This is a genomic window from Vibrio sp. Isolate32 (genome assembly GCF_022397955.1).
Classification (GTDB): domain Bacteria; phylum Pseudomonadota; class Gammaproteobacteria; order Enterobacterales; family Vibrionaceae; genus Vibrio.
This window is the reverse complement of the sequence record NZ_JAKEUQ010000008.1, coordinates 275,530-289,038: the sequence shown is the minus strand read 5'-3', so window position 1 is coordinate 289,038 and position 13,509 is coordinate 275,530. Positions and strand designations below refer to the sequence as shown.

Annotated in this window: 10 protein-coding genes; all 10 read right to left on the bottom strand. The window is 45.0% G+C overall.

The annotated features are described in order from the left end of the window. Positions 1–17: 17 nt before the first annotated feature. Positions 18–3,497 carry a DNA polymerase III subunit alpha gene (gene dnaE / locus L1D11_RS09110; protein WP_239834380.1) on the bottom strand — a complete coding sequence of 1,160 codons (3,480 nt, stop codon included), beginning with the start codon at positions 3,495–3,497 and terminating at the stop codon, positions 18–20. Positions 3,498–3,609: 112 nt separating this feature from the next. Further along, positions 3,610–4,230, bottom strand: a complete 621-nt coding sequence (rnhB, locus tag L1D11_RS09105) for a ribonuclease HII (protein WP_239834381.1) — start codon at positions 4,228–4,230, stop codon at positions 3,610–3,612. Positions 4,231–4,278: 48 nt separating this feature from the next. Continuing rightward, entirely contained in the window at positions 4,279–5,475 is a 1,197-nt protein-coding gene (gene lpxB, locus L1D11_RS09100) for a lipid-A-disaccharide synthase (protein WP_239834382.1), read from the bottom strand. Positions 5,476–5,556: 81 nt separating this feature from the next. After that, the gene (lpxA, locus tag L1D11_RS09095) at positions 5,557–6,345 is read right to left on the bottom strand and encodes an acyl-ACP--UDP-N-acetylglucosamine O-acyltransferase (RefSeq protein ID WP_239834383.1); all 789 of its coding nucleotides are present in this window, start codon (positions 6,343–6,345) and stop codon (positions 5,557–5,559) included. Position 6,346: 1 nt separating this feature from the next. Then, positions 6,347–6,799 carry a 3-hydroxyacyl-ACP dehydratase FabZ gene (gene fabZ / locus L1D11_RS09090; protein WP_004738598.1) on the bottom strand — a complete coding sequence of 151 codons (453 nt, stop codon included), beginning with the start codon at positions 6,797–6,799 and terminating at the stop codon, positions 6,347–6,349. A gap of 93 nt (positions 6,800–6,892) precedes the next feature. Continuing rightward, positions 6,893–7,924, bottom strand: a complete 1,032-nt coding sequence (lpxD, locus tag L1D11_RS09085) for a UDP-3-O-(3-hydroxymyristoyl)glucosamine N-acyltransferase (protein ID WP_239833377.1) — start codon at positions 7,922–7,924, stop codon at positions 6,893–6,895. Positions 7,925–7,929: 5 nt separating this feature from the next. Beyond that, on the bottom strand, positions 7,930–8,430 hold the full coding sequence (locus tag L1D11_RS09080; protein WP_239833378.1) for an OmpH family outer membrane protein: 501 nt from the start codon (positions 8,428–8,430) through the stop codon (positions 7,930–7,932). A gap of 27 nt (positions 8,431–8,457) precedes the next feature. Then, positions 8,458–10,863 (bottom strand): outer membrane protein assembly factor BamA, encoded by a 2,406-nt coding sequence (gene bamA / locus L1D11_RS09075; protein ID WP_239833376.1) that lies wholly within the window; start codon positions 10,861–10,863, stop codon positions 8,458–8,460. A gap of 48 nt (positions 10,864–10,911) precedes the next feature. Then, positions 10,912–12,270, bottom strand: coding sequence for a sigma E protease regulator RseP (gene rseP, locus L1D11_RS09070; RefSeq protein WP_239833375.1), 1,359 nt, complete (start codon positions 12,268–12,270; stop codon positions 10,912–10,914). Then, on the bottom strand, positions 12,267–13,475 hold the full coding sequence (gene ispC / locus L1D11_RS09065) for a 1-deoxy-D-xylulose-5-phosphate reductoisomerase (RefSeq protein WP_239833374.1): 1,209 nt from the start codon (positions 13,473–13,475) through the stop codon (positions 12,267–12,269). The genes rseP and ispC overlap by 4 nt, the downstream gene beginning before the upstream one ends. Positions 13,476–13,509 lie beyond the last annotated feature (34 nt).

The following is a 13,509-nucleotide window of genomic DNA, read 5'->3' as shown; positions in this document are numbered from 1 at the left end:
ATTCGCGAAGCTAAATTTTAGTTAAATTCGAGTTCTACTTGGCTATTTCCAAGCAACTGTTTTAATTCGTCTAGTAATGTATCACTTGGCGTAACACGCCATTCTGTGCCCAATGTTAACCGCGCTCTAGCGTCGGCACGTTGGTAGTATACATTGACTGGAACCGTTCCGGCTCTATAAGGTTCTAAGATTTGACTAAATCGTTCAAAAAATTGACCATTAATTTGGGATTCATCGATAGATACCGATACCCCACGAGCATATTTTTCACGAGCGCTTCCTAAGTCCATGACCTCGCGCGCGGACATTTTAAGCCCACCGTTGAAGTCATCAAAGCTGACCTGTCCAGAAACAACCACAATTTTGTCTTTTTCGAGCAATTCTGCGTAACGATCGAGCGCATCTGAGAACAACATCACTTCCATACGCCCAGATCGATCGTCGATGGTCATCAAACCAATTCGAGTACCACGCTTGGTGGTCATTACACGTGCTGCAATCACCAGTCCGGCAATCGTTAATGATTGATCACGGCGTGTTGGCGTCGCGTCTTTCAGACGGCAGCTAGTGTATTTCGCTAACTCTTTGATGTACACGTTAACTGGGTGACCCGTCAGATACAAACCTAGCGTTTCACGTTCACCTTCGAGCCAAACCTTTTCGGGCCACTTAGGCACTTGGGTGTATTTGTGCTCCACCTCTTCCGGAGCATCCGTCAATACACCAAACATGTCGGATTGCCCAAAGGACTCGGCATGGTGATATTGACTTGCCGCTTTAACCGCATCAGCCAATGAGGCCATCATCGCTGCACGGTGAGGGCCTAATCTATCTAACGCACCCGATAGAATCAACTTTTCGATAACACGCTTGTTAACTTTCTTTAAATCAATACGCGCACAGAAGTCGAATAAATCTTTGAAGTAACCGCCTTTATTTCGCGCTTCAATAATCGCTTCAATCGGGCCTTCACCTACCCCTTTGATCGCACCAATGCCGTAAACTATCGCACCGTCATCATCAACATTAAATCGATAGAGACCAGAGTTGATATCAGGCGGCAGCAGTTTGAGCTTCATACGGAAACACTCATCAACAAGGCCAATAACCTTCTCGGTGTTATCCATGTCCGCCGTCATTACCGCGGCCATAAACTCTGCTGGGTAGTGTGTTTTCAGCCAAAGTGTTTGGTAAGAAACCAGCGCGTAAGCGGCTGAGTGCGATTTGTTAAAGCCGTAGCCCGCAAACTTTTCTACCAAGTCAAAGATCTTCATGGCAAGTTCGCCATCAACACCGTTGGCTTCTGCACCTTCTTTGAAGGTACCACGCTGCTTCGCCATCTCTTCTGGCTTCTTCTTACCCATCGCACGACGCAGCATATCCGCGCCACCCAGCGTATAACCCGCTAGGATCTGTGCAATTTGCATTACCTGCTCTTGGTAAAGGATGATCCCATAGGTTGGTTCTAACGTGTCTTTTAGCGATTCATGTTGCCATGTTTCATCTGGGTAAGAGACCGCTTCTCGACCGTGCTTACGGTCGATAAAGTTATCTACCATGCCTGATTGCAGGGGACCCGGACGGAACAAGGCTACCAATGCGATGATATCTTCAAAACAGTCAGGCTGAAGACGTTTGATCAAGTCTTTCATACCGCGTGATTCCAGCTGGAATACCGCAGTGGTTTCTGAGTTTTGTAGTAGGTTAAACGACGCTTGGTCATCCAGAGGGATCGATTCAATACGAACCGGCTCTTTGCCTTCTTTCTTTAAGCGTGGATTCACTAGGCCCAACGCCCAGTCGATGATGGTCAGGGTACGTAGACCCAAGAAGTCAAACTTCACCAAGCCCGCAGTTTCAACGTCATTCTTATCGAATTGCGTAACCGGGAAGTTACCTTCAGCATCCGCATAGATAGGCGCAAAGTCCGTGATCGTGGTTGGTGAGATTACAACACCTCCCGCGTGTTTACCGGCGTTTCGCGTACAACCTTCTAGGATACGACACTTATCGATCAGTTCGCGAACCTCTTCATCACCATCGTAAAGCTCTGGTAATGCAGGCTCGGCAAGAAAGGCTTTCTCAAGTGTCATACCCGGATCTGGCGGTACAAGTTTAGAGATGCGGTCAACGAAGCCAAACGGGTGACCCAGTACACGGCCTACGTCACGGATTACCGCTTTTGCCGCCATGGTACCAAAGGTGATGATCTGAGATACCGCATCACGACCATACATTTCTGCAACGTGATCAATTACTTGGTCACGCTTATCCATACAGAAGTCGATATCGAAATCGGGCATCGAGACACGTTCTGGGTTCAAGAAACGTTCGAATAGTAGATCGTATTCTAGTGGATCGAGGTCAGTGATATCCAATGCGTACGCCACCAATGAACCCGCCCCCGAACCACGACCTGGGCCTACTGGCACATCGTTATCTTTAGACCATTGGATGAACTCCATTACGATCAAGAAGTAACCCGGGAAACCCATGTTGTTGATAACTTCCAGTTCGACTTTAAGGCGCTCATCGTATTCAGGACGGCGCTCAGCTCGAACTTGCTCATCTGGGAAAAGGAATGCTAAACGACGCTCAAGACCTTCTTCTGACTTCTTGATCAAGAAGTCTTCGATCGCTAAACCTTCGGTCGGGAAGTTAGGGAGGAAGTACTCACCAAGACGAACAGTAACGTTACAACGCTTAGCAATCTCAACGCTGTTTTCAAGCGCTTCTGGGATATCTGAAAACAGCTCACACATCTCTTCTTCGCTACGAAGATACTGTTGCGCGCTGTAGTTTTTAGGGCGACGTGGATCGACCATGGTATAACCATCGTGGATCGCTACGCGGATTTCATGAGCATCAAACAAATCTTCGGTTAAGAACACTACTTCATTGGTTGCCACAACAGGTAAATCTTGTTGCTCAGCAAGCTCTAACGCGAAGTGCAGGTAAGACTCTTCATCGGCACGTCCGGTACGAATCAGCTCTAAGTAAAAGCGATCAGGGAAGTGAGCCTTGTAAAATTCGACACTACTCGCGACGAGATCACGGTTACCTTTCAGTAATGCCTTACCGATCTCGCCTTCTTTGGCGCCAGATAAGATGATCAAGCCTTCAGCGTTTTCGATTAACCACTCTTTGTCGATCACAGGTTGATGCTGTATGTGACCACGCAAGTAAGCTTTTGAAATCAGCAAGGTAAGGTTGTTATAACCTTTGTTATCAGACGCTAAAACCGTCAGTTTCGTCAGCTCATCTCCAAATTCTGGAGATTGCATCAAAAAATCAGCACCAATAATTGGTTTAACCCCACACCCATGGGCAGTACCGTAAAATTTCACCAAACCACATAGGTTAGTGAAGTCGGTAAGTGCTAGAGCTGGCATACCCATTTCAGCAACTTTTTTAACTAATGGTGGCACCTTAGACAGGCCATCCACCATAGAAAAGTCACTGTGTACGCGTAGGTGAACAAATTTTGGATCTGACATTATTTTTCCTGAGTTCTAGACCGGAGCCTAGGATTACAACTGAGTGTATTCTATTTTTTTCTACTGCTAGTAAGCAAATTTATTCGAAGATGAACGCTTATCTGTGTAGCACTTAATCAATACCTAAAATACGTTTTACTGGTTTAAAGCTCTTACGGTAGTGCTCGGTAACACCGTGCTTTTCAATTGCCTCGAAATGCGCCTTAGTCGGGTAACCTTTGTGCTTAGCAAAACCAAACTCCGGATGAAGCTTATCAAGTTCTTCCATCTCTTGGTCACGTACGACTTTAGCAATAATAGACGCTGCACTGATTTCAGCGACGCGCAAGTCACCTTTGACCACTGCAATACCGGCCATTGGCAATTCAGGTACACGGTTGCCATCAATCAACGCCATATCTGGCTGAACGCTTAACCCAGCAATCGCGCGCTGCATCGCAACCATAGTCGCTTGTAGAATATTGAGTTCATCAATTTCTTGCGGTGAACAACGGCCCACAGACCATGCCAATGCTTTCTCTTTAATTTCAGGAAGAAGAGCAAGACGCTTTTTCTCAGACAGTTTCTTTGAGTCGTTCAAACCTTCAATTGGATTATTCGGATCTAGGATAACTGCAGCTGTCACTATATCGCCAACCAATGGTCCACGCCCTACTTCATCGACACCAGCAAATAGCTGGTAGCCTTGAGGATACTCGAAAGGTGGAAGCTCTTTTTTATCTTTTACTGCCATGACAATTCTCTTTGTAACTTTTAAGCCCGTGCCTTTGAAACTAGCACGTTATGATTCAACAAACTCTCGACCGATCAATTTCAGCACCGCATTGGCGGCTTGTTTGTCAGCATCTTTACGGATCCAGTGGTGCATTTCAGTAAAGCGTTCAATCAACGCACTGTTATCTGCAGCTAGCATCTTATCAACCGAAGGGAATAAAAAATCTGGATGGCACTCTTCCAAGATGTGCTCTTTGACGATTTCTTCACCTGCCAGAATATTCGGCAGTGACACAAACTCGGTAATAGCCAGCTTCTGCACAATGTAGCCAGTCAATTTATTCACTTTGTAGCCCACAACCATTGGACGCTTAAGCAGCATACACTCAAGAGCGACCGTGCCGGATGCCAATAGTACTGAGTCCGCTGCAGTGATCACGTTACGAGCTGTATCCTGCACAATGACAAAATCTAATTCTGGTGCTGTCGCCTTCCAAATCTCGGTAAACTGTTGCTTGCGGGTTTCGTTAACAGCAGCTACCACAAAACCGATGTCTGGGTACTTTTGATTGATACGTTTACAGGTTTCAATGAACGGTTGCGCGATAAGCTTCATTTCACCACCACGACTGCCCGGTAGAACTGCTAGCCACTGCTTGTCTTGCTCTAAGCCAAGCAACTCTCGTGCTTCTGCTTGATTTGGCGCGAGAGGAATGGCATCTGCCAGTGTATGACCAACAAACTCACAGGCAACGTTATATTTATCGTAGAACGCTTTTTCAAATGGTAGGAACGCCAGTACCAAGTCGGTTGCTTTGTCAATCTTAAAGATACGTTTTGGACGCCATGCCCACACTGAAGGGCTAACGTAATGAACCGTTTTTATACCTGCGTTCTTAAGATCTAGCTCTAATCTCAAGTTAAAGTCAGGAGCATCAATACCAACGAACACATCTGGTGGATTCTGAGTGAAATATTTAACCAGCTCTGCTTTTACTTTGAGCAGACGATGCAAGCGACCAAGTACTTCAACAAGGCCCATTACAGCAAGCTCTTCCATCTCAAACAAAGATTCACAGCCTAGCGCTTTCATTTTTGGCCCGCCAATACCAACAAATTCTACATTCGGGTACTGAGCTTTTATCGCTTTAATAAAACCTTCGCCAAGGGTATCGCCAGAGAGCTCTCCTACAACAATGCCTACACGCAGTGGCTCGTTGGAAACAAAGCCTGAGTTATTGGTTTGTGCTTCTTGCTGTGCCATAGTTTTCCAATTCCCTTCTCGCCTAAAACAAAAAAGATCGCCTTAAAAGTAGCGATCTTTTTATATCAATCACACCTAGTATTAACGAATAATACCGCGCTCGGAGTTTTCTAGCATCTCTAGCATAGGAGTTACCGAAGCAAACTCTTTCGCCATTTCAACTAAAGCCGCTTTCGCTTCTTCAAGTGTTTTGCCAGAGCGGTAAAGCTCTTTGTACGCTTTTTGTAGTGCACGAATTTCTGGTTTCTCAAAACCGTTACGCTTCAAGCCGACTAGGTTAAGGCCGAATGGTGCTGCGTGATTACCTTGTGCAAGTATGTAAGGAAGTACATCTTGAACAACGGCAGAACAACCACCAATGTAAGCGTAAGCACCGATTGAACAGAACGGGTGAATCGCAGAAAGCGCCATAACACCAGCGTAATCGCCAACCGTTACGTGACCACCTAAGATAGCATTGTTACCAATGTGAGTGTGGTTACCAACAATAACGTCGTGCGCTACGTGAGCGTTAACACAAAGCAGGTTGTCATCACCAATTACTGTGGTTGCTTTATCTTGAACCGTACCACGGTGGATTTGAACCGCTTCACGAATCACGTTGCGATCGCCGATCACAACCGTAGTGTCTTCGCCACCGTACTTCTTGTCTTGGTTTTCTTCACCAATTACTGCGTGTGGGAAAATGCGGTTTTCTTTACCAATGGTAGTGTGACCTTTGATCACAACATGCGACATGATCTCAGTGTCGTCACCAACGGTTACATTACCAGCAATGTAAGTGAAAGGGCCAACTGTTACATTTGCACCAATCGTTACATCACCTTCGATAACTGCAGCCGGGTGAATTTTTGCTGTTTCATGAATCATATTAAAACTCTCTACGAGCACATTTAAGTTCAGCTGAACATACTACTTCGCCGTCAACTTTCGCAACGCCGTTAAATGACGCGATGCCACGACGCTCTTTTAGGAATTCAACTTCGATAACCAGCTGGTCACCAGGAACTACTGGCTTACGGAATTTCGCTTTATCAACACTTGCGAAGTAGTAAAGCTCGTTACCAGAAGGGGCACCAAAAGATTTAAATGCAAGAAGACCTGTAGCTTGCGCCATCGCTTCTAGGATCAACACACCTGGAAATACAGGAAGTTGAGGGAAGTGGCCAGTAAACTGAGGCTCGTTAACAGAAACATTCTTAATTGCAGTCAGTGTTTTTTCTTTTTCAAAGCTAGTCACACGATCAACCATTAAGAATGGGTAGCGATGAGGTAATAGTTCCTGAATTTCAGTAATGTTCATCGTTGTCTGTTCAGTAGTCAAAGTCGTATTCCTATATGTATTCTTTATTTAATTAGAAAGATTATAAACGAAAAAGACTCGCTGTACGCGAGCCTTTTATTAGAAATGCTGGAATTATGATTCCGCGCTCTTCTCGATAAGTTTTTCAACGGTTTTCAAACGCTTGTTCATTTCATCAATACGATGAACACGCGTTGCTGTTTTACGCCATTCTTTATTTGGCTGTAAAGGAATACCCGAAGAGTACATGCCTTTCTCAGAGATGCTGCGCATAACCATACCCATACCAGTTATAGTTACACCGTCTGCGATCTCAATGTGACCATTGATAACGCTACCACCACCAATGATACAGTACTTACCTATCGTTGTGCTGCCTGCGATGATAGTACCACCCGCAAGAGCAGAACCATATCCGATGTGAACGTTGTGTGCGATTTGCATTTGATTATCGATGATAACGTTATCTTCAATAACGGTGTCATCTAGCGCACCACGGTCAATCGTAGTACACGCACCGATCTCTACACGATTACCAATGCGAACAGAACCAACTTGAGGAATCTTAATCCACTCGCCTTTCTCGTTCGCATAACCAAAGCCATCAGAACCAATCACAGTACTTGATTGAACTAAACAAGCTTCACCAATCACCACTTCATGGTAAATGCTTACGTTAGCCCAAAGCTTAGTGCCAGCGCCAATCTTTGCGTTTTTACCGATAAAGCAACCAGCACCGATGATCACATCGTCACCAAGAACAACACCAGACTCAATCACAGCGTTCGCACCAATAGACACATTTTGTCCAAGTGTTGCATCGCTCGCAATCGAAGCTGAATCAGCAATATCCGCAGCCGGTGCAGGAGTAGTATCAAGCGCTTGAGCAACCTTAGCAAAAGCAACGTATGGGTCACTGACCACAATCACGTTAGTCTTACACAGTTCGCGCTCACTCTCTTTAACCATAATCGCTGATGCTTTACAGTCACCTAGGTGCTTGCTGTACTTAGCGTTAGAAAGGAACGTAATGTTGCCTTCTTGCGCTTTATCCATGGGAGCAACAGCAGAAACGGTTACAGTACCGTCACCATGTAGCTCCCCCCCGGTAATGGTTGCCAATTCGGCTAAAGTCAGTGTCTTCATAAAACTTATTTTAGTTCTTTAATTACTTTCTCAGAGATGTTGTATTCAGGCTTGCCGTATTGTAGCGCTTGAATATCAACGATCATGTCGTAGCCTTCTTTCTCTGCAACTTTCGTTACAGCATCTTGAATCACTTTGAATAGCTTCTGCTTCTCTTGTGCTTCACGACGTTGACTTGCTTTTTCTAGAGCTTGAGCTTTGATTTTGTACTTGCTGTCTAGTTGACCAACTTCGATACGAAGCTTCTCAACTTCGTCTGGACCTAGTAGCTCACCATCACGCTTAAGCTTTTCAATCTTAGTCTTAGCTTCAGCTTGAATGCTTTGCAGCTCAGCTGCTTTGTCTTTGAACTCTTCCTGCATTTTTTGAAGAACAACTTCACGCTGAGGTAGAGCCTGGAATACTTGTGCAGTGTTTACATAACCCACTTTTTGCGCGGCTTCAGCAGCTGTTGCAAAAAAAGAAGAGCTAAGAACTACAAGGCTTAAACCTGCTGCTTTAATCATATTTTTCAAAATATTGTCCTTTAAATATTAGAAAGTTCTACCAATGGTGAATGTGAAGAATTCCTCATCATCACCTTCGTAAATTTTAATTGGTTTCGCTAGAGAAAAAACCAGTGGGCCCATCGGTGACATCCATTGAAGAGCGGCACCATAAGATGAACGGTAATTCGTTGGGTCAGAGTAATCGTAGTAGTACTGGCTGCCACTGTTAGGTGCACCGCGGTCTACGAATTCGGTATCCCATACACTTGCCATATCAAAGAAGACACTGGTACGAATCTGGCTACGAGCTTCATCAGAAGCAAATGGCGTAGGTACGATTAACTCTAAACTTGCCAAAGCGACCGCGTTACCACCGACTGAATCATCGGTAACGGTGTCGTAGGTTGGGTTGTTACCTATGCTGCTTCCGTAAACAGCTTTCGGACCAGCCGAATTAGAGCCAAAACCACGTAGGGTTGTAAAACCACCCGCATAGTAGTTCTCGTAGAATGGGAACAAGTTATCGTTACCATCCGTTTGACCATAACCATTACCATAGCCTAATCGGCCACGCATCAATAGTGTGAACTCATGCTTTTTGGTCAGCGGGATGTAATGTTTTACATCGTACTGCATTTTGAAGTACTGAGCATCAGAGCCAGGTACCGTCATTTTAGCGAAAGCACGTTGGTGGTTACCTTCTGTTGGGAAGAAACCACGGTTCAAGTTGTTACGCGTCCAAGAAATATTGATATCGAAGTCATCAGTTAAGATGTGCTCGTCACCGTATTGGTCGATACTTCTCACAAACTGTTCAACCTGGATATAAGTCGGTACGTTACCGATCTTGTTGTGTGTGTAGCCAACACCAAATTCAATGCGGTTCAGCTCATCCATAGGGAAGCCCCATGTTAAGCTCGTACCATAACTTTGATTGGTATAGTCGACGATACCCGCTTCAGATGCTTCAAACTCGTTGTAGAAGATCTTACCGCCCAAGCTCACACCATCTAGGTTCCAGTATGGGTCACGGTAGTCTAAGCTCACGTTCTTTTGGTAATCGTTCATCATGGCACTTACGCCAACACGGTTACCAGAGCCCGCAAAGTTGTCTTGTTGAAGACCAACCTGGAAGCTCACACCAGATTCAGTACCGTAGCCGACACCAAAGTTGATGCTGCCCGAGTTTGCTTCTTTAACGTTGTAAACCAAATCAACTTGGTCTTCGCTGCCTGGAACTCGAACGGTTTGTACATCAACCGTTTCGAAGAAACCTAGACGGTTAAGACGGCTCTTACCGGTATCAATCGATTTAGAGTTAAGCCAGCTGCCTTCCATTTGACGCATTTCACGACGTAACACCTCGTCTTTTGTCGAGTTGTTACCTGTAAAACGAATGTCACGCACGTAGATACGGCTACCCGCTTCTACATTAATAACCAATGAAACTTCTTTGGTCTCGTCATTGAATTCTGGAATCGTACGAACTTGCGGATACGCATAACCAGACTCACCAAGAATACGCTTAACGCCTTCTTCCAGTGATGTCACAGAAGAACCGTTATAAGTATCACCATCTTCAAATGGGACAAGCGCTTCAAAATCAGCTTCGCGGCCAATAAGCTCACCACGGAATGATACGTCTTTAACTGTGTAAGCTTCGCCTTCATCTAAGCCAAGCGTAATGTAAACGCCTTTCTTATCTGGAGAAATCGCTACCTGCGTAGAGTCAACCTTAAACTTCAGGTAACCACGGTCAAGGTAGTAAGATTTAAGCGCTTCAATATCACCAGCAAGCACTTGCTTCTGGTATTTTTCATCAGCTAGGAAGTTCCACCAAGCCACATCTACATTTAGATTGAAGCGGCTAAGCAGTTCTTCATCAGTAAACACTTCGTTACCAATGAAGTTAATTTGCTGAATTTTAGCGGAAACGCCTTCAGTAAATACAAATTTAAGGTCAGAACGATTACGTGGCAGAGGAGTTACAACCGCTTTTACTGTCGCGTTGTATTTACCAACACTGTAGTAGAAATCTTCAAGGCCCTTCTCAATATTACTTAGCGTAGTTCGGTCAAGAGCTTCACCTTCACGAACACCAGATGCATCAAGGTTCTGTTGAAGTTGTTCTTCTTTGATCGCTTTGTTACCCGAGAAAGAGATACTTGCGATGGTTGGTCGTTCTTTCACTTGAACAATCAATACACCTTCATCGCGAAGGACTTTAACGTCTTCAAAGTTACCCGAAGCGTACAGTGCACGAATGATCTCAGAAACATCGCTTTCATCTACTTCATCGCCAATACGTACTGGCATTTTCAGTAGAGCTGCACCAAGTGCAACACGCTGTAAACCTTCGATCTTGATATCTTGAACTACAAAGTTTTGTGCTCCATTCGCAGCCACACTGGTGGCTAATAGACTTGCGAACAGAATTTGCTTAATCGCCATAGTTATTCTAATTATTCCTTGCTACTACCAATGCCTGTGAGAAACCATTCACAGACGAGTAAAATCGTTAAATATTGCCAGAGCCATTAAAGAGAAGAGGATAGCCCCTCCCACTCTATACCCCATCTCCTGAACTTTCTCAGGGACTGGTTTACGAGTAACGGCCTCAATAGCGAAAAAGAGCAAATGTCCGCCATCAAGCATAGGCAGCGGAACCAAATTAATAATACCTAAGTTAACACTGATCAGCGCTAAAAAGCCGAGGAAATAAACCAAACCGTAATCGGCGGTTGTGCCTGCGCCTTTAGCAATCGAAATCGGGCCACTTAAGTTGTTTAAGCCAACATCACCAACGATGAGCTTCTTCAGCATAGTAAGCGTCAGACCAATGATTTGACCTGTTTTATCAAATGCTTTTCCTACAGACTCAATTACACCAAATTGTAACTCAAAGCGATAATCTTCTGGCCATTCTGCGACTTCCGGAGCAATACCCGCATAGCCGATTGTCGAACCATCTGAAAGCTCACGGCTTTTCGGTGTCATAACGAGTAATTGCTCACTGCCGTTTCTTGATACGACAACATCTAATGGTGCCATTGGGTTCGAGCGAATTAACTCAACCACTGATTGCCACTGCTCAATTGGTTGACCATTAATTTCAACAATTTGGTCGCCCGCTTCTAGACCAGCAGAGTAAGCAGCACCATCATCAATCACTTGAGCCAGCACTGTCGAGATCTCTGGAGAGTATGGTCTAAAGCCAAGCGTTGTCATCGCAGATTCAGTTTCTGGGTTGAACGACCAGTCTGAAATATCCAACGTCAATTGCTGCTCAAAGCCGATATCGTCTTGCGAAGACACCGTTACTGTCATCGATTGATCACCAATATGAGATATCAAACCCATATTGACTGATTCCCAATCTGCGGTTTTGATTCCCGAAATAGATTTAAGTTCCATCCCAGTTTCAATTCCGGCTTGTGCAGCAATAGATTGTGGAGTTACCTCACCAATCACGGGCTTAACCGCCGGCACACCAATCAAAAATACTAACCAATATGCAAACACAGCAAAGATGAAGTTAAACGCTGGTCCAGCACCGACAATCGCGGTTCGCTTCCACAGTGGCTTTTTATCAAACGCGTACTGCTGCTCGTCTTCTGACAGGTCCTCGACACGACCATCGAGCATTTTTACGTAGCCGCCCAGTGGAATCACGGACAAGCTGTATTCCGTACCATCGCGGCCTACTTTGCTCCAGATTGATTTACCAAAACCAATCGAGAATTTTTCAACTTTTACACCACAACGACGAGCAACCCAGAAATGTCCAAACTCGTGAACCGCGACCAGAATGCCAAGCGCTATGATAAAAGATGCGAAGTTCCACAGAATTCCACTCATGCTAGCTGCTCTTTAATAAATTGAATGGCTATTTGACGAGACATATTATCTAGCTCAAGCAGGCTTTCCAAGCTATCTAAGCCTTCAGAGTTATGTTGTTCACATACTTTGCTCATAACATGTTCGTTAATGGCTGCAATATCGGTAAATTTAACCTGATTGTTCAAGAAAGCGTCGACCGCAATTTCGTTTGCTGCGTTAATCGCTGTCGTTGCATGCTGACCTAAGTAACACGCTTCAATGGCTAATTTCAAACATGGGTAACGGTTGAAATCAGGCTCTAAAAAAGTCAGCTCACCGACTTTAGTGAAATCCAGAGGCTTAACACCCGCTTCAGTACGTTCAGGGTACGACATCGTCAGTGCGATAGGTGTCGCCATATCTGGTTCACCCATTTGAGCAAGTACTGAACCATCCTTGTACTGAACCATAGAATGGATCACAGATTGAGGGTGGATAATCACCTTTAACTGCTCTTGAGACGCATTAAATAGCCACTTAGCCTCAATGTACTCAAGACCTTTATTCATCATAGTCGCAGAATCGACAGAGATCTTAGGCCCCATAGACCAGTTAGGGTGTGCGATAGCGCGTTCAGGAGTCACTGACTCTAGCTCAGCGACATCGGTATAACGAAAAGGGCCACCAGAACCGGTTAGTAGGATATGGTTGATACCATTAGCTTCTAAATCACAGCGACCTAAATTAGTTTGAACGTTTTGTGGCAAGCATTGGAAGATAGCATTGTGTTCACTATCTACAGGAAGAAGCTCAGCACCGTACTTTTCCACAGCATCGATAAACAGCTGTCCAGACATCACCAAGGCTTCTTTATTTGCCAGCAGGATACGTTTGCCCGCTTTAACTGCTGACATAGTAGGAAGCAAGCCTGCCGCGCCAACAATCGCAGCCATCACCGTATCCACTTCATCCAAAGAGGCAACCTTACACATGCCTTCAGAGCCTGAGAGTACTTGGATATTAGGGTGATTGATGGACAAGGTGTCAGCGAGCTGAGATGCAGCATCAGGACAAGCCATAGCAACATAGCTTGGTTGCCACTTTTCTACTAACGCCAGCATCTTTTCAACATTCGAGCCAGCAGCCAGCGCAACGACTGAATAAAGGTCTGGGTTTTGCTCAACGACTTTTAGTGTACTTGCACCAATTGAGCCAGTTGCGCCTAGGATAGTTAGATTTCGCATCACATATGACCGTAGAAATGTAATAAAGGGCAGA